General features: G+C 67.6%; 14 protein-coding genes. 5 read left to right on the top strand and 9 right to left on the bottom strand.

Features of this window, described 5'->3' with window-relative positions; all coding sequences use genetic code 11:
- Positions 1–193: 193 nt before the first annotated feature.
- Positions 194–1,885 (top strand): methyl-accepting chemotaxis protein, encoded by a 1,692-nt coding sequence (locus G9V96_RS11450; RefSeq protein ID WP_168583136.1) that lies wholly within the window; start codon positions 194–196, stop codon positions 1,883–1,885.
- A gap of 457 nt (positions 1,886–2,342) precedes the next feature.
- On the opposite strand, the gene G9V96_RS11445 is transcribed toward G9V96_RS11450, so the two are convergent.
- The 5 genes from G9V96_RS11445 to dnaK form a co-directional block, all read right to left on the bottom strand.
- Positions 2,343–3,575, bottom strand: a complete 1,233-nt coding sequence (locus G9V96_RS11445) for a branched-chain amino acid ABC transporter substrate-binding protein (protein ID WP_168583135.1) — start codon at positions 3,573–3,575, stop codon at positions 2,343–2,345.
- A 126-nt stretch (positions 3,576–3,701) separates the two neighbouring features.
- Positions 3,702–4,175, bottom strand: a complete 474-nt coding sequence (locus G9V96_RS11440) for a heat shock protein transcriptional repressor HspR (RefSeq protein WP_168583134.1) — start codon at positions 4,173–4,175, stop codon at positions 3,702–3,704.
- Position 4,176: 1 nt separating this feature from the next.
- Positions 4,177–5,241, bottom strand: coding sequence for a DnaJ C-terminal domain-containing protein (locus G9V96_RS11435; RefSeq protein WP_168583133.1), 1,065 nt, complete (start codon positions 5,239–5,241; stop codon positions 4,177–4,179).
- A 35-nt stretch (positions 5,242–5,276) separates the two neighbouring features.
- Positions 5,277–6,167 (bottom strand): nucleotide exchange factor GrpE, encoded by an 891-nt coding sequence (locus G9V96_RS11430; RefSeq protein ID WP_226913291.1) that lies wholly within the window; start codon positions 6,165–6,167, stop codon positions 5,277–5,279.
- Positions 6,168–6,255: 88 nt separating this feature from the next.
- Complete coding sequence (dnaK, locus tag G9V96_RS11425) at positions 6,256–8,172, bottom strand: molecular chaperone DnaK (protein WP_168583132.1); 1,917 nt, start codon at positions 8,170–8,172, stop codon at positions 6,256–6,258.
- A 555-nt stretch (positions 8,173–8,727) separates the two neighbouring features.
- Here dnaK and G9V96_RS11420 point away from each other — a divergent pair.
- Positions 8,728–9,465 carry a formylglycine-generating enzyme family protein gene (locus G9V96_RS11420; protein ID WP_210424399.1) on the top strand — a complete coding sequence of 246 codons (738 nt, stop codon included), beginning with the start codon at positions 8,728–8,730 and terminating at the stop codon, positions 9,463–9,465.
- Positions 9,466–9,840: 375 nt separating this feature from the next.
- Here the strand turns inward: G9V96_RS11420 and G9V96_RS11415 are convergent, their stop codons facing one another.
- On the bottom strand, positions 9,841–11,217 hold the full coding sequence (locus tag G9V96_RS11415) for an NAD-dependent succinate-semialdehyde dehydrogenase (protein WP_168583131.1): 1,377 nt from the start codon (positions 11,215–11,217) through the stop codon (positions 9,841–9,843).
- A gap of 224 nt (positions 11,218–11,441) precedes the next feature.
- Here G9V96_RS11415 and G9V96_RS11410 point away from each other — a divergent pair, with 224 nt between their 5' ends.
- Positions 11,442–11,894, top strand: a complete 453-nt coding sequence (locus G9V96_RS11410; protein WP_168583130.1) for a cytidine deaminase — start codon at positions 11,442–11,444, stop codon at positions 11,892–11,894.
- A 101-nt stretch (positions 11,895–11,995) separates the two neighbouring features.
- Here the strand turns inward: G9V96_RS11410 and G9V96_RS11405 are convergent, their stop codons facing one another.
- The gene (locus G9V96_RS11405; RefSeq protein WP_168583129.1) at positions 11,996–12,694 is read right to left on the bottom strand and encodes a DUF2848 family protein; all 699 of its coding nucleotides are present in this window, start codon (positions 12,692–12,694) and stop codon (positions 11,996–11,998) included.
- Between the two features lie 95 nt (positions 12,695–12,789).
- On the opposite strand from G9V96_RS11405, the gene G9V96_RS11400 reads away from it, so the two are divergent.
- Complete coding sequence (locus G9V96_RS11400) at positions 12,790–14,160, top strand: MFS transporter (protein ID WP_226913290.1); 1,371 nt, start codon at positions 12,790–12,792, stop codon at positions 14,158–14,160.
- A gap of 45 nt (positions 14,161–14,205) precedes the next feature.
- Here G9V96_RS11400 and G9V96_RS11395 read toward each other — a convergent pair whose 3' ends face one another.
- A complete protein-coding gene (locus G9V96_RS11395) occupies positions 14,206–14,835 on the bottom strand; it encodes a GntR family transcriptional regulator (protein ID WP_168583127.1) in 630 nt (209 codons plus the stop codon).
- Between the two features lie 26 nt (positions 14,836–14,861).
- Between G9V96_RS11395 and G9V96_RS11390 the strand changes: the two genes are divergently transcribed.
- Positions 14,862–15,638, top strand: coding sequence for a carbon-nitrogen hydrolase family protein (locus tag G9V96_RS11390; RefSeq protein WP_168583126.1), 777 nt, complete (start codon positions 14,862–14,864; stop codon positions 15,636–15,638).
- A gap of 90 nt (positions 15,639–15,728) precedes the next feature.
- On the opposite strand, the gene G9V96_RS11385 is transcribed toward G9V96_RS11390, so the two are convergent.
- Complete coding sequence (locus tag G9V96_RS11385; protein WP_168583125.1) at positions 15,729–23,132, bottom strand: type I polyketide synthase; 7,404 nt, start codon at positions 23,130–23,132, stop codon at positions 15,729–15,731.
- Positions 23,133–23,301 lie beyond the last annotated feature (169 nt).

Here is a 23,301-nt window from a genome sequence, read left to right as displayed (position 1 = left end):
AAACGCCAGCTGCCGCTGCTGGCAGCGGCCTCTGCGGTGGCGACGCGGGGTGGGTTGCGCCTCAAAAACCGCTTCTGGGGCACGCAATAGTCCCGAAGCGCTACGCATGTCGCTGAAGGCGTCGATGGGTGATTCGAAACCATGCGCCTGTGCTGAGACTCCCTTGCGAGCAGGCGTCGGGAGGAGTCGAGGAATGAACGTACGACGGCTGGTGCCAACCCACCGCGGATCCACTGCGGCCACCCCCGGGGCAGCCCCTGCGGGGACAGCACCGCAGGGCGGACGCCGCCAACTCGGCCTGCGAGCCAAGATGCTCATGATCGGGTTGATCGGGCTACTCAGCGTGCTTTTGTTGGCGGTGCTCACCTGGACCGGCGTGGCCCAGATGGAAAGCGCCGCCCAGCGAGTCGCTGCGGCCAACTCGGCGGCCGATGCGGCGACCCTGACCGATGATCTCCTGACCCAGGCAAAGAGCGCCCAGGTCTCCTATGTGACCGACGTGCACACCTATGGGGGCGCGCTGGCCGCACGGGACGATATGCCGCGCCGCGCGGCGTTCTTGTCCAGCCTCAACCGCGCCCGCGAAGTGGTGCAGACCTTCCCGGTCGAGGGGCTCGATGACTCGGGCAATGCGATCGTGGCCGAGATGCGCACGCTGGTTGATCGCTTCGCCACCCTCGATGCAAAGGCGGCAGCCACCTACCGCAGCGCCAAGCCTGGTTCGCTTACCGAAGGGGACAACACGTTCCGCGAATCAGCCGAGGTGTATTCCGGGCTGCACATGCGGTTGGAGAAGTTGCGTGCCGACTCAGACGCAGCCGCTCAGGCAGCCGAGCAGGCCGTCGCGGACACCGCTCACCGACTCCGCATCATGGGTGTCATGGCGCTGCTCATCTCCGGTCTGGCCATCACGTGGACCGCGCTCAGCATCGCCGGTCGCGTGCTGGCCTCGGTGGAGGCTGTTCGCACCTCCATGGGGGCGATGCAGCGTGGAGACTTCACAGTCGCGTCCCAGGCGCATTCGGGCGATGAGATCGGGAGCCTGGCGAATGCCTGTGAGGACACCCGGCAGGCGACACAGAAACTCATTCGGGAGGTTTCCAACGCCTCATCCACAGTGGCGGAAGCGTCATCGTCGTTGCGTTCAGTCGCCGACCAGGTGCAGAACGCCTCGGCGGACACCGCCAACCGGATGACGACCGTGTCCACCGCGACTGAGGAGGTCTCCTCCAATGTCCAGACGGTTGCCGCCGGCACCGAAGAGATGACGGCCAGCATCCGGGAGATCGCCAAGAGTGCGAACGAGGCGGCCAGCGTTGCCGCTTCGGCGGTAGATGTGGCTGAGCGGACCAACGCCACGGTAGCGGCGCTAGGACGCAGCAGCGCCGAGGTCGGCAACGTCGTCAAGGCCATCACGGGGATCGCCGAGCAGACGAACCTGTTGGCGCTGAACGCCACCATTGAGGCGGCTCGCGCCGGTGAAGCAGGTAAGGGCTTCGCGGTCGTGGCCGGTGAGGTCAAGGATCTGGCCTCGGAGACCGCGCAGGCGACCCAGGACATCACCGCGCGGATCGGCCAGATCCAAGTGGACACCGAGACGGCGGTGACGGCGATCAGCGAAATCGGTCAGATCATCGCCCGGATCAATGACAACCAGGCAACCATCGCCTCCGCGGTCGAGGAACAGACGGCCACGACGAACGAGATGGCTCGCAGCGTCGGCGACGCTGCGGCGGGTGCCGGTGGCATCGCGACCAATGTCGCCGACGCCACCCAGGCTGCCGGGGTCTCGAGGCAGGCTGCTGCGGAGTTGCACACTTCAGCGGAGCGGCTCGCCCAGGAGTCGGGTCGCTTGGAGAGTCTGGTCAGCCCGCTCACTTACTGAGCCCCGGCTCACTCGCTGAGCCCTCCGCCACCTTCGAGCATCCCAGCATCCCAGTCGCTCGCGGTCCTGCCGTGTTACCTGCGCCGCCGGGACGAGATTGGTCAGCTCCTCGGCGGGAACCGGGTGCGAGGGCGAGCGGGGACGGGTACCGATCGGCGCAGGACATGCACCAGACCACAGAGCTTGCGCCCGGTTATCGAGAGGTCAGGGTGGCACGCGACCCCTCGGCTACGCGCCAGGATCCGGTGCGCAGAGATCGGCGCCGGCGCGACTTCGCCCGGCAGCACGCCTGCAAGAAGGACTGGGGCGAACAGCCCTGGGTGTTGTCCGGCACGGGGATGACGCGACGGCAGGATGGAGCAGAGCGGAAAGCGCCGCCCGCGCTCCAGGCCTGCTCATACCGAGCGCCCGACGTGTCCCGCTCTGCTTGCGGGAAGGCGTCCTGGTCGCGGGCGACTCAGTCCAGGGTGTAGGTCTTGGCCGGTTTCCAGGCGCCGGATTTGAGGACGTTGACTGTCACCACGCGCGGCGTGATGTCGCCGAACTCGTCGAAGGCAACCTTGCCGCTGGTGCCCTCGAAGGACACCTTTGCCAACGCCTGCGCCGTGGACTGGCGGGCGTCCTTGGGGGTGGTGGCGCTGGGCAAGGTCTGACTCAACGCCTGCAGTACGGCGTTGGTGGCGTCATAGGCCAGCGGTCCGTAGCCGGTAGCGGTCTCGGTGAAGTCCGCGGCCGAGTAGTCGGCTAGGTATTTCTTACCGGCGGCCACCGTTTCGACCGGGGCCCCGGCACTGGTGCTGATGTCACCACTTGAGAGCGGCCCTGCCTTGGGGATGTACAGGTCGGTGGTGAGCGCATCTCCACCGGCCAGCGGGACGTGCATTCCGGCTTCCTTGAACTGGCCGGACAGGGGCCCTCCCTGTGGGTCTTGGCCCCCGAAGAAGACTGCTTGCGGTTTTGCTTTGACCAACGTGTTGACCAACCCCGGGAAGCTGGGCTCGCCGGTGGTGTGCACCGTGCCGGTAGCCACGATCTTTCCTTTGGCGGCGGTGAACGCTTTGGTGAAAGCCTCGGCGAGCCCTTTGCCGTAGTCGTCGTTGTCGTGCACCACCGCTACGCGCTGGATACCGTTGGCGCGCATGTATTTAGCCACGGTCGGGCCGTGCGCGTCGTCGGGCGCGATGACCCGGAAGAAATTGTCGTACGGACGCTTGGGTGCGGTCGCGAACTTCTCACCTTTGGTCAGGTTCGGGCTCGTCGCGGACGGCGCAACGTGCGCAATGCCTGCCTTGCCCAGAATGGGTTGCATCTCCGAGGTGAGTCCCGAGTAGATCGATCCGATGACGGCAACGGTCTGCTCGTCTGCGGCTGCTTTCTCGGCCGCCGTTTTGGCACCGGCACGCTCTGAGGCGTCATCCAGCGGAACCACCTCGAGGTTCCACCCGGGCACGTCTTGGCGTTGCAGCGCCTGTTTCACAGCCAGTTGCACCGAGTTGCGCACCCCAAGCCCGAGCCCCGCGCCTTCACCGCTCATGGGCGCAACGACGTAGATGCGGGCCGTCTTGAGCGCGCTTCCACCCGTGTCTTGTGACGTGGCCGGGTCGTCGGTTGCGGCGCTGCAGCCCATGAGGGCGCTCGACCCAACGAACACGGCGGTCATACCAACCACGACAGTACGAAAGTCGGTCACGGCTACTCCCTTGCGGCGGGGCGGACCTGGCCCGATGCCAGCCCACTGTCCCATCGGCCGCCACCCGCACCATCTAGAGCGGTCTGGGCAATGGTCCTGCTCGCGCAGATGAGTTTCCGCGTTTGCTCAGCGCCCGCCGTGCGGACGCCACAGGACAAGCGCACGTGACTCGGATCGAGAGCGGTGCGGCCGTTGGCCCACCGGGACGGCGACCACGTCGCCGCCACGCCCGGCTGCAAAGACGCGGGAGCCGCGCTGCAGTAACTCGGTCAGTTGGGACACTCGGCGGCGTAGCGCCTCATTCTCGGCGCGCATGTCATGCACTTCGTTCTCGAGCTGAAGGATCCGCTGGATCCCGGGCAGGCTGACGCCTTCCTCCTGGGAAAGCCGCTGGACCTCGCGGAGACGGGCGATATCCCGGTTGGAATAGCGCCGCCCGCCCCCGCGTGTGCGTGCAGGGATGACCAGCCCGAGCCGGTCGTACTGCCGCAGCGTCTGCGCGTGCATCCCCGCCAATTGGGCTGCCACCGAGATGACGAAGACGGGGGTGTCATCGTCATGGGTGAAGGCCGCTGCGTCGCGGCGGGAACGCGCACTCATCTCAGCTCGACCTGGCCTTGCGGAACACGTCTTCGCGGGGGTCGATGCCGGCGTCGAGACGCTGCAGGACCTCGACCGCTTCCCGGGCCTCATCAGTCAACCGCTGCGGCACGAGCACCTGAACGCGCACCAGCAGATCTCCGGCACCTCCGCCCTTGCGGGCGACACCACGGCCGCGTACCCGCAGCGTCTTGCCGCTGGCGATCCCGGCCGGGAGTTTGACCTTGACAGACTCCCCCGACAGCGTCGGGACGGCGATGGTGGCTCCCAGCGCCGCCTCGGCGAACGTCACCGGCACATCGACGGTGAGGTTGTCGCCGTCGCGGGTGAACACCTCGTGCGGAGTGACGCTGATCTTGAGCAGGATGTCTCCGGCAGGAGCCCCGCCCGGCCCAGGCTCGCCCTTGCCGCGCAACCGGATCGTCGACCCGTCCTTGACACCTGCGGGGATGCGAGCCGTGATCGACTTACCACCGACCCCGCTGACGACGACGGTGTCACCTTCGACGGCTTGCCGGAAGGCCAAGGAAGCCGTCGCGTGCAGATCCCGTCCCTTGCGGGGGCGGAAGCCGGCGCGGCCTGCGCCGGGGGCGCCGCCGAACTGACTGCCGGCCCCACCCGGGGCGAAACCGCCCTGCCCGAACATCGACAGCAGATCTTCCAGGTCGGGCTCACCGGCCGCGCCCCGACCCCCACCGAATCCGCCACCGGAGGTGGTGAATCGGGTGCCACCGGCGCCGGCATTGTTGAAGATCGTGCTGAAGACGTCGTCGAAGCCTGCTGCGCCGCCGGGCCCGCCTGCGCCGCCGGCGCTGAAGCGAGCACCGCCGCGGCTCATGGCGCGTACCGCGTCGTACTGTTTGCGCTCCTCGGCATCGGAGAGCACCGCGTAGGCCTCACCGATCTCCTTGAACCGTTTCTCGGCCGCAGCGTCCCCCGGTTTGCTGTCCGGGTGGTAGGTGCGGGCGAGCTTGCGATATTTGCTTTTGATTTCCTTGGCGTCAGCGTCGGGCGAGACGCCGAGGACGGCATAGAAGTCTTTCTCGAACCAGTCCTGGCTGGCCATGTCCCCTCCTTCGCTGAACTAGATACCCGCGCCGATCAGGCGGGGTCGGCCACGGAGACGCGAGCCGCTCGGATGATGCGTTCACCGATGCGGTATCCGCGCTGCATGACCATGACGACAGTGGTGGCCGTGGTGCCTTCAGGCAACTCGGCGTGAGTGTGCATGAGTGCCTCGTGCACGGCGGGGTCGAACTCCTCGCCGACCTCACCGAAAGACTCGATGCCCTGACGGGTCAGGGTGTTCTCGAGCTTCTCGGCGATCTTGGCGAACGGGCCGTCCTCGAGCTCGCCGTGTTGGCGCGCAAGGGTGATCTCGTCCAGCACGGGCAGCAGCGAGTCGACGAAGCCCACGATGGCCTGCTGTTTAGCGGCCTCACGATCGCGGTCGACGCGGCGCTTGTAGTTGACGTATTCGGCTTGCAACCGTTGCAGGTCCACCAAGCGTTCCGCAGCCAGTTTCGCCGCTTCACCGTCCAACGCACCCATGTCCAGGTCGGTGTCGGGCTGCTCCGTAGCAGGCTGCGGCGTCTGGGTCGGGGCGCTGTCTTCCGGTTGCGATTCAGCGGTCGGCGCCGCTGGTTCGGCAGGCTGCCCAGCCGTGGACCGGCCCTTGGCGGCGTCTTCGTAGGCGGCGCGCGCGGCGGCAGCCGAGGCGTTGCCGGAAGTCGGAGAGGTCGGCGGCCCGGCCGGCGGCAGGTCATCCTGCGGGGTGGGCCATCCGTTCGGGACCCCGGTGACGTCGCCTGCGCCCTGCGTTTGCACGTCGGGCTGCTCGTTCACCTGATCCTGCGCGTCGCGACCCTCGGGGTTCGGCTGGTTCTCGTTCGTCATCGTCGGCTCCTTCTCTGCGCCGCCGAGGGCGCGGTTCTGCTCCTGGCCGGCCGCGTCGACGACGCGGGTGCCGTGGTACCTGACGGGGATGCGCACAGGCTCGTCCCTCCGCTGGGCGGGCGCGTGATGACCCGCGCTCCCGGGCCGGGCTGCTCATCGGCAGCCCGGCCCGGGAGCAGGTGAATCACTTCTTGTCGTCGTCGTCTACGACTTCAGCGTCGACGACGTCGTCGTCGCCCGCGGTGGGCTGTTCGCCGGCAGCGCCGAAGTTCTCAGCACCCGGGAACGGCCCGGACTGCTCACCGCCGGGCTGCTCGCCGCCCTCGGCCTGAGCCGCGGCGTACATCGCAGCACCCATCGCCTGGGAGACCTCGTTGAGCTTGCTGACCTTCTCGTTGAGCTCCTCGGGGGAGGCAGCCTCGTCGCCGGTCTTGCCGAGCGCGACCTTGAGGTCGGTGAGGGCTTCCTGCACCGGCGTCTTGGTCTCCTCGGGCACCTTGTCGCCGTTGTCGGTGAGGAACTTGTCCGTGGAGTAGACCAGCTGCTCGGCGGTGTTGCGTGCCTCGGCCTCCTCGCGACGCTTCTTGTCCTCTTCGGCGTGCTGCTCGGCCTCGCGGACCATCCGGTCGATCTCGTCCTTGGGCAGGGCGGACCCGCCGGAGATCGTCATCGACTGTTCCTTGCCGGTACCGCGGTCCTTCGCGGAGACGTGCACGATGCCGTTGGCGTCGATGTCGAAGGTGACCTCGATCTGCGGCACACCGCGCGGGGCGGGTGCGATGCCGGTCAGCTCGAAGGTGCCCAGCGGCTTGTTGGCGTTGGCCAGCTCACGCTCACCCTGGAACACCTGGATGAGTACGGAGGGCTGGTTGTCCTCGGCGGTGGTGAACACCTCGGAGCGCTTGGTCGGGATGGCCGTGTTGCGCTCGATGAGCTTGGTCATCAGACCACCCTTGGTCTCGATGCCCAGGGAAAGCGGCGTGACGTCGATGAGCAGGACGTCCTTGCGCTCACCCTTGAGGACACCGGCCTGCAGGGAGGCGCCGACGGCAACGACCTCATCGGGGTTGACGCCCTTGTTGGGCTCCTTACCGCCGGTCAGCTCCTTGACGATCTGGCTGACGGCCGGCATACGGGTCGAGCCACCGACGAGGACGACGTGGTCGATCTCGGACAGCTTGATACCGGCGTCCTTGATGACCTGGTTGAAGGGGGTCTTGGTCCGCTCCAGCAAGTCGGAGGTCATCTGCTCGAACTGGGTACGCGAGAGCGTCTCGTCGAGGTGGATGGGGCCGTTCTCGCTCATCGACAGGTACTGCAGCGAGATGTTGGTGCTCGTCGCCGTGGACAGTTCCTTCTTGGCCTGCTCGGCGGCGTCGCGCAGACGCTGCATGGCGATCTTGTCGTTAGCCAGGTCGACGCCGGTGTTGTTCTTCACGATCGTCAGCAGGTGCTTGACGATGCGGTCGTCCCAGTCGTCACCACCGAGCTTGTTGTCACCGTGGGTGGCGCGCACCTGGATGGTGGAGAAGCCGTCCTCCGGGTCCTTGCCGACCTCCAAGAGGGACACGTCGAAGGTGCCACCACCGAGGTCGAACACGAGGATGAGCTCGTCTTCCTTGCCCTTGTCGAGGCCGTACGCGAGTGCGGCGGCGGTGGGCTCGTTGACGATCCGCAGGACGTTCAGGCCCGCGATCTCACCGGCTTCCTTGGTGGCCTGACGCTCGGCGTCATCGAAGTAAGCCGGCACGGTGATGACCGCGTCGGTGACGGGCTCGCCCAGGTAGGACTCCGCGTCACGCTTGAGCTTCATCAGGGTGCGGGCGCTGATCTCCTGCGCCGTGTACTTCTTGCCGTCGATCTCCGTGCTCCAGTCGGTGCCGATGTGGCGCTTGACGGAGCGGATGGTGCGGTCGATGTTGGTGACGGCCTGCCGCTTGGCGATCTCGCCGACGAGGACCTCACCGTTCTTGGAGAACGCGACGACGGACGGGGTGGTACGCCCGCCTTCAGCGTTGGCGATGATCGTCGGCTCGTTACCTTCGAGAACGGAGACGGCCGAGTTGGTGGTACCGAGGTCGATGCCTACTGCACGAGCCATGTGGTTTTCACTCCCTGTGTGTCGGGGTGGTCGGGTCGTAGCGGGATGCCACCTGTTCGGGGCCGAGCACTCTCGTGCTTGGCTCGCCTACTCGGGCTCGTTTTACGGACCCGATCAAGAGGCACCTCGCCCGGCTCCGGCCGGGGTTGATTCGACTAGGCTCAACTCTGCGCCTGCGGCCTGACCCTGTCAAACCGAGACTCCGCAAAGTTGCGCACACCTGACTCAACTATGGACGCGACCGCGTTGTTCCCACCCGGGAAGAACAGTTTGCCCACCCCCGCAGGATGTCGGTTCTCACTGAAGATGTCGTCGGGGGGAACCTATGAGCGGCGGATCTACCCGACCGACGTGTAGGTTCCCGGCCGGAATGTCATGATCGCTCGTCGCTGACCTGCACGACGACAGGTTGCGTGTGCGACGGCCCGTCCCATATTCGTGTCCAGATCCTCAGTGACGGACGACTCCCCTGCTGAAGTCTGTGCGCGCATCTCTTTCGCGCCACTGAACACCTGAAGCCGCCAACGCTGGGGCCAAGCCGACGACAATGGGCCTGTGCTGATCGACATGGTGACCGTTCCGTCGGCGGGCCCTGCCCTCGAGACGATCGTCGACCGGAGCACTGGGCACTCGTGGTCGGTGGAGATCGCACCGTTCCACATCGCAACCACTCCCGTCACTGTCGAGACGTGGGCCAAGGTCCACGGCGAGACGCTGCCGGAACTCGACCCAGCACTTCCCAAGGTGGACGTGAACTGGCGAGAAGCCGTCATGTTTTGCAACGCCCTCTCCGAGGTCGAAGGCCTCGCTGCGGTCTACACCGTGACGGAGCGTGAGACGCGATCTACCGCTGGTTGGCGACCCCACGATGAACCGGAGCCCGACAGCTGGCATGTCGAATGGAACCGCAGGGCTGATGGATACCGCCTCCCCACCGAGGCCGAGTGGCAAGTCGCCTGCCGCGCCGGCACAACGGGCCCGCACTACGCGAATCTGGCCGACATTGCCTGGTATGACGCCACAACCGCGACCGGACCACGCCCCGTTGGGCAGAAGGAACCGAACGGCTGGGGCCTCTACGACACCCTTGGCGGAGTGTGGGAGTGGTGCTGGGACCTGTATGACGAAGCCGTCTACGGCCCCTACCGAGTGATCCGCGGCGGAGGCTGGAGCGACCCCCATTGGAGCTGCCGCTCTGGAGTGCGCCGCAAGACCAACCCGCAGGCGTCCTTCGATGACCTGGGATTCCGACTCGCACGAAATCACCCCGCCTGGCCATCGCACTGCGGGTAGCTGCGATACGCCTGCGTTTGGCAGCACGTCGCGCAACGAGTCAGCATCCCTCGCAGGGTCTGACTACGCCCCGCCCGGCGCGCCGTCTAGGGCGGCCTCTGAGGGTTCGGACACGAACGTGGAGTCGACCGCCGGTTGGTTGAGCCATCAACGCCAATTGGCTTCGTGCCCGACGCGTCAACCTCAGCAAGGTCCCTAGGGACAGCACGGGATGGTGGTTCGTCGCCCCGGACGCGGGGGCACGCAGTTTCCGAGCGCCCGAGAAGAGCCTGGCGGCCAGCTGCCGCTAGCGGTTGCCCGCCTCGGCAACAATTACCCGCCCATCCCCGTGTCCGCGCTGCCGGGGATACCGGCAGGAGCGGACACGGGCAGTGATCAGCGTCCGGCGGTGCGGATCAGTTTCTTGTTGGCGAACTCGTCCATACCGTACGAAGCGAGCTCGCGGCCGTACCCGGAGCGCTTGACGCCCCCGAACGGCAGCTCGGCCATCGTCGTGCCGTGCTCGTTGATGTAGGCCATGCCCACGTCCAGACGGTCCGCGACGGACTGCGCCAGTTCGGGGTCTTGGGTCCACACCGAGCCGGACAGTCCGTACGGGCTGGAGTTGGCGAACTCGATGGCCTCCTGCGCAGAGGAGATCTTGAAGATCATCGCGACCGGTCCGAACAGTTCCTCGGTGTAGGCGCGCATCTGCGGGGTGACGTCGGTGAGCACGGTGGGCTGCATGTATGCCCCCGCACCCGGCACGCGGTCACCACCGGTGAGCACAGTGACGCCCTTGTCCTTGGCGTCCTGCACCTGCTCCAGCAGCGTGTCCAGCGCCCCCTGGGACGACAGCGGCCCCATCCGGGTGCCCTCGGCGAGCGGATCGCCGGGGGCCGCCTTCTCGAATGCTGCAGTAACCCCTGCGACGAATTCGTCGTACAGGTCCTCGGCCACCAACATCCGCTTGGGCGAGTTGCAGGCCTGGCCCGCGTTGCCCAGCCGGACAGCGGCAGCGATCTTCGCCGTCTTGGCCACATCCGGGGAATCCAGCACGATCATCGCGTCGGAACCACCCAGTTCCAGCACGCACTTCTTCAGGTTGCGCCCGGCGACCTCCGCCACTGCGGCACCCGCCCGTTCGCTGCCGGTGAGCGAGACGCCCTGAATCCGCGGATCGGCGATGATGTCGGCCGCCTGGTCGTTGGTGACGAACACGTTCACGTAGGCACCCTCCGGGAGCCCGGCGTCGCGGAAGATCTCCTCCATCACCAGCGCCGACTTGGCGCAGATGGGGGCGTGCTTGAGCAGGATCGTGTTGCCCAACATGAGGTTGGGCGCCGCGAACCGCGCCACCTGGTAGTAGGGGAAGTTCCACGGCATGATCCCCAGCAGGGCACCCACAGGGTCGCGGCGCACGATGGATGAACCCCCGCCAGGCACGTTGAGCACCTCATCGGTGAGGGCTGCCACGCCATGCTCGGCGTAATAGCGGTAGATGCTCGTCACCAGGGCCAACTCCCCCAGACCCTGCCGAACCGGCTTGCCCATCTCGCGGGCGATGATCTCGGCTAGTTCCTGGGATCGCTCCTCATAGATGTCGGCGACCTTGGAAAGGACCTTGGCCCGCTGCGCCGGCTCGGTGGCTCGCCAGGAGGTGAACGCCTCACCCACCCGGTCCAGGGCTGCCTGCACGCCTGCGTCGTCAAGGGTGGGGAACTCCTCCAGGACCTCGCCGGTGGCCGGGTTCTCGGTGCGATATTCGCTCATAGGTGTCTCTCTCATCCGTTCGGTCTGCGCCACCGTAGACATAGACACCACGACCGTGCCAGGGCTGAGACGTCGCGACTTCGCTTCACGGCGCCAGGTGGGAGGTGCCTGTGCACCTTGACGACGAGGTGTTCACGCCGCCGAGTACCCCACGAACGCCCTTGTCGGCGCCGCGGCCGAACCCCCCGTGGCGGTTCAACGCCCGCACCTGGCACAGTTGCCGGATGGATCCTGCTCTGCTCGAGGCCACCGTCGCTGCGTGCGAAGAGCTCCTGCGCATCCGGTTCCCGGACGTGAACGACGAGCAGGGCGCAGCGGCGATGCTGCTGGCGGACGGCACGATCCTGACCGGCACGGCACCCGCAGTCGCAGTCGCTGCCGTCGAGGTGTGTCACGAGACGGAACCATTCTGTGCGGCGTACCGATTGAACCAAGCGATCGTCGCCTCGGTCTGTTTGCACCGCCAGCCTTCAGGACGCACCGTCGTGCTGAGTCCGTGCGGCCTCTGCCGGGAACGCCTCGCCGTGCACGGCCCTGATGTCCTCGTTGCCGTGGCCAACCCACACGACCCCACGAGCATCGTGTGGAAGCGCCTGCACGAGGTACTCCCCGACTACTGGATGCGCGCCTTCCCAGACGAGATCGACGCACGCTGGTGCGCCAACCCGCCCCCGTAACCGCGCGAGCCGTCAATGAACAGTGACGGCTCGCGCACGAAACACGGCGAGCCGTCACTTCGAAGTGACGGCTCGCGGGGCGGATGGGGCGTGAAGGAGGGTCAGTCCCAGGCGGCGGGAAGCTCCTCGACCCGATAGGAGACCTCACTGACGTTGCCTTGGCCGTCGCTCAATTCCACCCGCCATGACGACGCGAACTGGTTGACGCCCTCGAGCATGGGGATCGTTCCGCTCATAACTACGGTGCCCGGCTGCAACAGCCCCTCGGATTCCATGTGCTCAATCCAGTACGCCGGCGAGAGCAACTGTGCCGCGCTGCCGTCCTGAATGAGTTCATCCCCATTCACCCACGCGCGCAACGTGAATGAATCGAACCGCTGCGCGACCTCCCCCCAGCGCCAGGCCACCTCACCGAGAAAATCCGGGGCGGACTGCTTGGACCACGCCACACCATGCACCTCCAGCGCCCGGTCGGTGTGATCACAGGCCGCCGTGACGAGGTAATCGTGCGCGGTTCGCGCATCCTGCGGCACCACCAGGGCCCACTCAGCCTCTCCAGAGGTGCGACCGTGCGGAACCGCAACCCGATTCCCCTGCACCGCCAGGTACTCCGACAGCGGGTACAGGGTCGGAATGCGAGTAGGGGCGGGCACGCCCAGCTTCGCCAACTCGTCGACGTGGTGCTGCACCTGCGCGGTGTCGCGACCGGCGTAGCCACCGTTGAACACGTGCCGAACGGCAACATCCACCGTCTCTGCCGCGTGATCGGCACCTACTACACGGAAACGCAAAACGCCCATTACCCCTCCTTCGACCGCGAATGACGTCGTCAGGCTATTGCCTTCTCGTCGTGTATACAACGAGTATTACCCCACCCCTAGGAAAGGAGCGTGACGTGCCCAGAACCTCGCCCGCTGCTGCCACCGCGCCGCCGCACACCGACGAGGAACGTCGCAGCCTGCACAAAGCCTTCGTCGCAAGCCTCTCGGGGACGTCGCTGGAGTGGTACGACTTCGCCCTGTTCGGCGCCGTCACCGGCACCGTGTTCAGCAAGCTGTTCTTCGACGGTTCCGACCCCGCGATGGACACCATCAAAGCCTTCATGACGTACGGCGCCGGTTATATCGCTCGGCCCATCGGTGGCATCTTTTTCGGCCGCCTGGGAGATGTCATCGGCCGCAAAAAGGTCCTCGTCTGGACCCTGCTGCTGATCGGCCTGGCTACCGCCGCCATCGGAATCCTGCCCACCTACGCCAGCGCAGGGATCTGGGCACCGATCCTGCTGGTCACGATGCGATTCCTGCAAGGCGTCGGCGTTGGTGGCGAGTGGGGTGGCGCGGTACTCCTGTCCAGCGAGTTCGCCCGGCCCGGCACACGCGGCCTGTGGGCCTCAGCCGCCCAGACCGGCGTCCCGCTCGGCAGCTTCATGGCCAACAGCCTGGTCCTCGTCCTGACCGCCAGCATGAGCCAGGAGACGTTCCTGGCGTGGGGTTGGCGACTAGCGTTCGGCCTGTCACTGATCCTCGTCGGCTTCGGTCTGTGGATCCGCCACAAGCTGGAAGAAACCCCTGTCTTCCAGCGTCTTGCTGAACAGGGCGACGCGCCCAAAGCACCGATCACCGAGGTGTTCCGCACGCAGGGGCGCGCGCTCGTAGGCGCCATCCTCGTTCGCTTCGGTCCTGATGTGCTCTACGCCTTCTTCGCGATCTACGTCATCACCTGGCTACAGTCGGGACCCAACAAACTCACCTACGGCCAAGCGTTGACGTGCACCATGAGTGCCGCGTTCATCCAGATTTTCTGCATGCCGCTGGCCGGGTGGGTCTCTGACCGCATCGAGCGCAAAAAGCTGTACGGCATGGCTGCCGTCGCGGCTGCGATCTGGATCTTCGTGTTCCTGGCGGTGCTACAGAACCGGAACTTCGTTCTGGCCCTGGCCGGGGTGATTATCGGCCTGGTTATCCACTGCTTCATGTACGCCCCGCAGGCCGCCCACATCGCCGAGCAGTTCCACGCCCGGCTGCGTTACACGGGCTCCTCGCTGGCCTACACCTTCGCGGGTGTCTTCGGCGGCGGTATCGCCCCCGTCATGTTCGCTCTGTTCCACAAGCAGATGGAGAACAGTTGGTTGATCGGAGCGTGGGTGGCAGGCGCGTGCCTCATCACGCTCATCGGCCTAGCCATGAGCAAAACCGTCATCGACGACGCCGACCAAGTCCTTCTCAGTGGTTCCAGCGAGGACGACACCGCAGGACAGGTGCCCTGAGTCAACGCGGCACCGGGTGCCGCCATCGAGGGCAGCGCCGGCCGCTCAGGAGCCCAGCAGGCGACGGCGAGTAGCCAGCAGGTGCGCCTCGATGGCGGCATCGACGGCGCCCACGTCGCGTTGTGCGAGGGCGTCCACGATTGCGCCGTGCTCGTCGAGCACGTCTGTGAGGCGAGCATTCGGGTGGCGCACCGCCGCCAACCCGATAAGCACGTGCCGTGCCCGCAGCGACTCATACATGTCGGCGAGTACCGTGTTTTGAGCCGCAGAGATGAGGAGCGTGTGAAAATCCCGGTCGGCCTCAATGAACGCTTTCGCGTCGCTGACGTGAGCCCGCTGTTCCTCAAGACGGGCGCGCATGGCCTCGACCGGCGCGCGGTCGTTAGCGATGACTTCGCGCACGCACCACTTTTCGATCATCTCTCGGGCCGTGAAAACATCGCCGGCTTGAGTTCCCGTCAAAGTAGGCACGAACGCCCCGCGATGCGGCACCAGTTGCACGAGGTGCTGGGCTGCGAGCATGAGCAGGGCCTCGCGCACCGGCGTGCGCGACACCCCCACCGCGGTGGCGACGTCTTGTTCGTTGATGAACGTGCCGAGCAGGTCAGGCTCAGAGAGCAACTCGGCGCGCAGGTACTCGTAAGCGCGGTCGCGTCCACTCCCCACATTCGGCATACCCCTCTTACTACAGGAGAACCCAGATGAACTCACCGTGCATGCGTATCGCTGCCGCCCAGATATCGGCCACGGACGACCCGGAACAGAACCTGCACGCGGTGACCGCGTACACCCAGCGCGCAGCCGAGGGTGGCACCCAGATCGTCGTCTTCCCCGAGGCGACGATGGCTTGCTTCGGTACCGACCTAGGCGCCGTCGCACAGGGGCTCGACGGCCCGTTCGCGCAGGGTGTGCGGGCAAGCGCCCAACGACACGGGATCACCGTGGTGGTCGGCATGTTCACCCCCGCCGAGGACGGGCGGGTGCACAACACCTTGCTGGTCACCGGCCCGGACGGCGAGTGCAGCTACGACAAGATCCACCTGTACGACGCGTTCGGCAGCCGCGAATCCGACACGGTCGCTCCCGGCGACCAGATCGTCACGACGCTCATCGGTGGAGCCCACGTTGGCGTCGCCACCTGCTATGACCTGCGGTTCGCTGACCAGTTCACCGCGTTGGGTCGCGCCGGGGCGGAGCTCGTGCTCGTGCCGGCGTCCTGGGGTGAAGGCCCCGGCAAGGCCGAACAGTGGGATGTGCTCACCCGCGCCAGAGCCATGGACGCCCAGGCCTACCTGCTGGCCTGCGATATGGCCTGGACTGCCCCGCAAGGAGCCCAGCCGCTGGGGATCGGCCGCTCGGTACTCATCGACCCGCTGGGCCGGGTCCGGGCCCGCCTCGGCCACGAAGAGGGACTCCTCCTGGCCGAAGCCGACCTGTCGACGGTGGCTGACATCCGGCGGCGGGTGCCGGTGCTCTGAGCACTACCCGCCACCCCAACCGTGGACACGCCCCGTCCCCTCGGCCAGCGCGCGAGCCGAGGGGCTGGTTCGTGTCCCGGACCCGCCGCCCTAGACGAGGTCCTGCACGTAACGGGCCAGGGCCGCCACCGAGGGGTAGGTGAACACGTCTTGAAGGCGGATCTGACCGGATAGACCCAGCGTCGAACGCAACTGGGACAGGATCTGGGCCGCCAGCAAGCTGTCACCGCCCAGATCGAAAAAATTGTCGTCCACGTCGACCTGCTCAACTCCCAGCACGGCCCGGTAGACGCCGATGAGGCGAGCGTGCAGGTCCGAACCTCCCGGCTGGCCACTCTCGCCCGCCGTTTCGCCCGGCTCACCCTCAGGTGGGGCCGCTAGGCTCGGGGCGGGCTGGTCCACCCACTGCCGAAGCCGAGGCTCCAGCGGACGGGTCGAAACCAACAGTTGCCCCGGAACACCAAACGCCAGAATCCGTTCTAGGACCGTCAGCCCCTGCTCGGGACTCATCGCGAACTTGTCGGCGCCACTGGCCGTGTACGCCTCGATCTGCTGCGTCGAATACTCGAAGTCCCAGTCATCCCAGGCGATCGAGAACCAGTCCACCCCGTGCCGTCGAGGGTCGGCCTGCACGAACGCATCCATGAACCGGTTGGCGCCCATGTACGCCGACATCGCCAGCCCCCCGAGTGTGCCCGCGATTGAGGAGAACACGACGACGAACTCCGGCGCCGCACCGGCGCCGGCGGCCACTGCCACAGCCCGGTCGAGTTCGAGCAGCCCGGCCACCTTGGGCGCGAACTCCCGCTCGATGAGGGCCTCGTCGACCTCACTGAGGTACGTGAGTTGAGCCAGTCCCGCCGCGTGGAAGATGCCGTCGAGACGCCCGTGGCGCTTGATCGTGTGCTGGACGGCACGCTCCAGGTCGCCGTCGTAGCTAGCGTCAGCCTGAACGAGGAACACCTTCCCCCCGCGCTCCCGACACCCGGTGAGGAACTCAGCGGTGCTCGAGAGGTCGGCGTCGCCGGCCCGCTCGGCAGCGATACCACCCTCGTCCGTCACCGGAGCCCTCGTGGTGAGCACCACCGTGGCTTCGGCGGCGAGCAGGTGCTCGGCCAAGGTGCGCCCGATCCGGCCCAGCCCGCCGGTGATCAGGTAGACCCCGCCTGGGCGGATCCGCGAGGGCCCGCTCGGCACGGTGACCGGTTCGTAGGCGGGCACCCAGCGGCGACCGCCGCGATAGGAGACGATGAATGCTTCGTCTGGTTCGGCCGCCGTGCACTCCCGCAGCAGCGGGTCGGCAAGTTCGCCCAGATCGTCGTCCGGTTCGTTGTGCACCGGCTCCAGACCCACGTCGATGACATGGCACGCCACGGCAGGGTTCTCCTGGGCGACGACCAGCGCCGGGCCCAGCAGCGGACTTGCGAGCGGGTCGACGGGTTCACCGTCGACCTGCACCGCCCCCGCTGCAACGATCCACAGCTGAACTGGTTCCGCGAAGGCCACCCGGGTCAGGGCGACCGCCAGCTGCGTCACATTCAGCGCGGCGCGCGGCCGACGCGGCTCCTGCGGCGACGCGGCCAGGGACCACAGGTGCACGATGCGATCTGGGCGCCGCCCCTGCTCATCCAAAGCGCGCAGCAACGCCTCGTGACCGGCCGCCGAGCAGGCGATCCGCGCCCGGTCCTGCTCCAGGAAACAGATGGGATCCTCATGCCCGCGATCAAGGTCGGGTTCGACACACACCACGTCGTCACCACGGCTATTGAGCGCAGCGATCAGGCTCGCGCCCAGTCGGGCGCCAGGCCCTGACTCCGGTACGAAGACCAGCCAGCGCGGCGGCAGCGCGGGATCCTGCCCGCTTCGCCTGCTCGGTTCCGCAGGGTTGAGCACCGGCGGCAGGGTGCGCCGCCACGACGGCAGGTAGAACCAGCGCTCCAGCGGCATTTTGCTGTCGGCCGGTGCAGCTGCAGCAGTTCCGCTGCTGCCACCGCCGGGTAGGGCGCCACCACCGGGATCGGTCGGCCAGCAACGCACCCGCTCGAAGGAGTAGCCCGGCAACGGGACCCGGCGCCGGGACCGGGAGGCGTAGAACGCCTCCCAGTCGATCGGGACACCGGCCTCCCACAGCCGTCCGAGACCCTCAAGCAGTACCTGCGCGTCACCGGCGTCGGTGCGCAACGGGTGCCGGCCCAACGGCACCGCCAGCGGGGGTGGCCCACCTTCGGCGCCGTTGGCGCTGGCCTCCCCCGTGCCCTCCGCCGCGATCGAGGTGAGCAACCCGCTCAGGGTCCGCCCCGGGCCCAATTCGAGGTAGACCGCCGGGCCTGCCTCCAGCAGGGCGGCGACGTCATCGGCGAACCGCACCTCACCCCGTAGATGCCGCGACCAGTAGGTCGGATCCAGCGCTTGCTCGTTGGTCAGCCACTGCCCGGTCAGGTTCGAAACCAGCGGAATCTGCGGCGGGTTCAGCTGCAGCGTGGCCGCTGCAGCGCCGACGCGGGCAGCTGCCTCCTGCATCATCATCGAGTGGAACGCCCGGCTCGTGTGCAAGAGCTGCGCGGCGATGCCGGCTTCGGCCAGTTGCGCGGCGAGCCGCTCGACGGCCTCCACCCGGCCCGAGAACACCACATCCCGAGGGGAGTTGATGACGGCCAGGTCGATGTCGTCCGCGTCGGCCACCAGGGCGCGTGCCTCATCGACCCCGAGTTTGACGGCCAGCATCGCTCCCGGTCCGGCCTCCTCCATGGCGTGCGCGCGTGCCTGGACCAGCGCCAACGCGTCACGCAGTTGCAGAACCCCCGCCAACGTCGCAGCGACGTACTCGCCGAGGCTGTGCCCCACCAGCGCGGCCGGGCGCACACCCCAGTCCATCAGGGTGGCCGCGAGCGCGTACTCCATCGCGAACAGCGCCGGTTGCAGGTAGTACGCGCGCGAGAACTCATCCTGCGCCGGCGCGTCCGGCGCAGGGTCCGGTGCTGCTGGGTCGGCGAAGGCGACAGCCCGTAGGTCGATGTCGTGTTCGGCGGCGAGGATGTCGGCGCACTCGTCGTAGTGGCGGGCGAACTCCGGTACGTCTGCGTACAGCCCGGCACCCATCGCCGGGTACTGCGCCCCCTGGCCGGGGAACATGAAGACGATCCGGGCGGCGGCGGCCCGCTCCTGCGCCCCGACCTGGCGTCCCTTCGCGCCAGCCAGCGAAGCCTGCACCGCGCTCGGGTCGCTCCCCGTCGCGCTCAGCCGATACTCGAAGTGCTCGCGGCCGCGAGCCAGGGTGTGCGCGGCCGCGGCCAGGTCCAACGGCGATGCGTCCGGCGCGGAAGGTTTCAGCGCAGCCACGAGGGCGTCGCGGGTGGCGCCCAGCGAGGTAGCGCTCCGCGCCGACATCACGAAAAGGTGCGCGGACTGACCGGGTTGCCCGCCCGAACCGTCGACTTCGGCCGCGCCCTGAGCATCCTGGGCGGCACCGGCGACACCGATGCCGCCGGCCGTCTGCGGGTCGAACTCCTCCACCACCAGGTGGGCGTTCGTGCCCCCGATGCCGAAACACGAGACCCCGGCACGGCGGGGGCTGCCCGGCGGCGCCTCCCACGGCCGCAACTCGTCCGCGATGTAGAACGGGCTGCTCTGCAGCTCCAAGCCAGGGTTGGGCGTCTCAAAGTCGACGACCGGCGGGATCTGCCGGTGCTGCAGCGCCAGAACGGTCTTGATGAGTCCGGCCATCCCGGCAGCGATATTGCTGTGCCCGATGCCGCCCTTGACCGAGCCGAGGGCGCAGAATCCGCGCCGGTCGGTGGTGCGCCGGAAGACCTCGGTGAGCGCGCGCACCTCGATGGGGTCCCCGATCAGGGTGCCGGTGCCGTGGCACTCCAGGTAGCTGAAGGTCTCGGGGTCGGCGCCCGCCATCTCGTGCGCGGCAGCGACCACCTGCGACTGTCCGGCGACGCTGGGCGCGGAGTAGCCCGCCTTGAGCGCGCCGTCGTTGTTCGTAGCGAACCCGGTGATGAGAGCGAGCACGTTGTCACCGGCGTCGAGGGCATCGGAGAGGCGTTTGAGCACGACCACACCGACGCCGTCCCCCAGGATCGTGCCGGAGGCGTTCGCGTCGAAAGGACGCACATGCCCGTCGCTGCTGCTGATGTGCCCCTCGACGTACTGGTAACCGGCCTGCGGGAAGGTGATGCTGCTGGCCCCCGCCAACGCCGTGTCGCACTGCCCGGCCCGCAACGCCTGGCAGGCCGTCGCGACCGTCACCAACGAAGTCGAGCAGGAGGTCTGGATCGCCAGGCTCGGCCCTTGCAGGTTAAGCAGGTGCGATACCCGAGTCGCCACGTAATCCTTGTCGTTGCCGATCTCGGTCAGGTGCGCCTGCATCGGGTCCGTAGGATCGAGCAGTCCACCCCCGTGCAGGTGATGCAGCAGATAGGTCGGCAGGAAAGTGCCGCCGAACACCCCGGTGCGGGCACCGTCACTGCGCGGGGCATGACCGGCGTTCTCCAACGCGTGCCAGGCGCATTCGAGGAAGAGTCGATGTTGGGGGTCCATCAGCAGCGCCTCTTTGCGGCTGAGACCCCAAAACGCCGGATCGAACGCCTCGACGTCATCCAGGATCGCGCCGATGCGCCGATAGTCCGGGCCCGCGTAGATCTCTTCAGGGACCCCACGTTCGGCCAGCTCGTGCGTGCTCAGTTCGCGGATCGAACCGACCCCGTCGCGCAGGTTCTCCCAGAAGGTCTGCGCATCGGGCGCGCCGGGGAACCGGCAGGCCAACCCGACGATCGCGATCGGCTCCTCGCTCTGGCGACCGGGTTGCCACATCGGCGCCGACGTTGGCGCGCCCTCCCCGGCCGGGGTGAGGTGGCGCGCCAACAGGCGAGCGCTCGGGTACTGGAAGACGTCCACGACCGAAACGTCCAGATCGTGCTCACGCAGGTGCGCACACACGGCCGCCGCAGCCAGCGAATGCCCGCCGACGTCGAAGAAGTTGCTCTCCGGGTCCAGGCCGTCGCTGTCGAGCACCTGCTCCCACACCGAGAGGATGAATCGTTCCAGTTGCTGAGCCTGCGCACCGGGCTGAGCAGGCGCCGACCGACCAGCGCCGCCGGTTCGCGACGCGGCACCCACCTGGCGGCGTTTGCGCGGGTCGGGTAACGCCCGCCGGTTCAGCTTGCCCGTACCGGATAGCGGCAGCTTCTGCATCGCCAGGATGTAGGAGGGCACCGCGTACGGCGGCAACCGGTCCTTCAGGTGCGACCGCAGCGCCGCGACGAGTTCAGCTTCGTCCTGCGGGGCACCGCCGGGAACGACGTAGGCCACGAGGTGCTCGGGTTGGCCGGTCTCCGGGTCGTCGATCGTGGTGACGAACGCGGCCGCCACCTCGGGGTGGCTGAGCAGGGCGGCCTCCACGGCGCCCGGCACGATGCTGTAGCCGCGCAGCTTGATCATGAACGCGATCCGGCCGTGAATCTCCAGGCGACCATCGGGCAGGAACCGCCCCGCGTCCCCGGTGCGGAACAACACGGACCCATCGCCGCGTACCGGGTCGGGGATGAAGCGCTGCGCGGTCATCTCCGGCTGGGCCAGGTAGCCACGGGCCAGGGAGTCCCCACCGACGTAGATCTCGCCGACGAAACCCCACGGGACGGGCCGCCTGGCCTCATCGAGCAGAACGATGCGCACGTTGTCCATCGGGGTACCCACGGGCGCGAACTTCGGGGTGATGCGCGCATCCAGCTCGCTCAGGTCGCTCGTGCACACATCGTGGGTCTCGGAGATGCTGTAGTCGTTGACCAGGGCGATGTCGGGGAACCTGCGGGTGAACCGCTGCTGCAGCGCGGTGGGGACCACTTCGCCGTTGAGGTAGAGGATGCGCAGGTGCGCGAAGGCCGACTCGAGATCAAGACCGGGGGTCGACAAGACCGTGTCCAGCAGCGACGGCGTGAACAGCACCCGCGTGATCGCGTTGTCCCGCAGATAAGCCACGAGCCGAGCGGGGTCGAAGATGACCTCGTCGGGGATCACATAGGCGGTGCGCCCGGCCAGCATGGGGCGCAGCACCTCCCACACGAAGAAGACATTGCAGGCCTCCCGCTCCTCACCCTGGTAGGGCAGGTGCCGCAACCGCCACGAATAGGAGTTCACGGCGCCGCGATGCGGGCAGATGATCCCCTTGGGGACGCCCGTCGTACCGGAAGACATGACGCAGTACGCGAGGCTGTCGGGACCGGGAAGTCGGCGCCGCCCGCTGTCAGCACCCGCGTCCAGCTCCGGCAGGTCCGTGGCCCCCAACCGCTCCTGCCACCCCGGCCCCAACCGCACGACCGCCCCCCGCTCGTGCCAGCTGCGCGGCAGCCCGCCAGCGTGCTCGTCATCGGTGATGATCGCGACCGGGTCGGCGACCTGCAGCACTTCGGCCAGCGCCGCAGGTGGCAGCGTCAGGTCCAGCGGCATGTACGCGCCGCCCGCCTTGAGCGCACCCAGATAGCCGGCGACGAAGTCGGCGCTGGTCGGCAGGTAGATCCCGACGAGGCTGTCGACCTGCACGCCGCGGCCCTGCAACTCTCGAGCCAGCAGATCGGTTGCGCTGTCCAGCTCCTGGAAGGTGAAGCGGTCCGCCCCGTCCACGAGCGCGAGGCTGCCCGGGCTCTGGGCGGCTTGGGCTCGGAACAGCTCGTGCAGGCAGGCGGTGCGCGGATAGTCGGCCTCAGCGCCGGCAAGGATCGACGGCGGCAGCGCGGCGATGTCGCCAGCGACATCCTGCGCGATCGCCTCGCCCAGCTGCGCCAGGTGCGTAGTGGTGTAGAAGTGGTCGCCCTCAAAGGTGCGCACCGCGAAACCCTCTGCGCTGTACGCCTGCCATTCCTGCAGGTCATCGGGGCTCAACAGCGGGTCGTGGGTGCCGCCGAGCGCAGTGATCGGGCACGGCAGCGCCGTTGAGCGCTCGGGCGCGCGGTAGGTCTCAGACAGGGCGAAGTCCGCGCGCAACGGCGGCAGGATGAGAGCGAGCAGCTCCGGGTCGGCCAGCGCCTCCTGGGGCACCAGACCCAGGTTCCCCACCACGTCGATAAGGTCTTCGTCGGGCAGTTGGTACATCGGTTCCGGCGCGGCGACCGCGTGCGGGGCATGATGGGCAGAGGCGAACAAGCGCAACGGTGTCGGCAATCCCAGCTCGCCCAGTCGGCGCGCCGTTTCGTAGGCGACCAGGGCCCCGACGCTGTGCCCGACGAAGGCAAAAGGCTTGTCGAAGCAGTCCGTCATCGCCGCCACGATGCCGGTGACGAGCTCGTCCATGTCGGACACGGGCGGCTCGTGCAAGCGACTGCCGCGCCCCGGCAGATGCACCGCGAGCATCTCGACGTGTTCGTGCAGGACCCCGGGCCACTCCCGAAAGGCGTGCGGACCGCCTCCGCCGTGCGGGAAACCGATGAGACGCCAGGTCGCCTCCCAGCGCGGCTGCGGGTTGAGGAACCAGGGGGATTCTTTGGGCGCCGACATGGTCGTCTCCATTCCTCGGCCCCGTTCACACGGCGGTAACCGCTAGCGGGACCGGTTGAGGTCCTCGCCGAAGGAGAACGAGCGGGTCGACACCCGAACACGAACGCGGGGCGCAGACCCCCCTGATCGCTGCCCGACATCGCAGCACCGCGCCCGCTTTGTACGACGA

This window comes from Gephyromycinifex aptenodytis, from assembly GCF_012277275.1.
GTDB classification, from domain to species: domain Bacteria; phylum Actinomycetota; class Actinomycetes; order Actinomycetales; family Dermatophilaceae; genus Gephyromycinifex; species Gephyromycinifex aptenodytis.
This window is presented reverse-complemented; position numbering and strand designations above follow the sequence as displayed.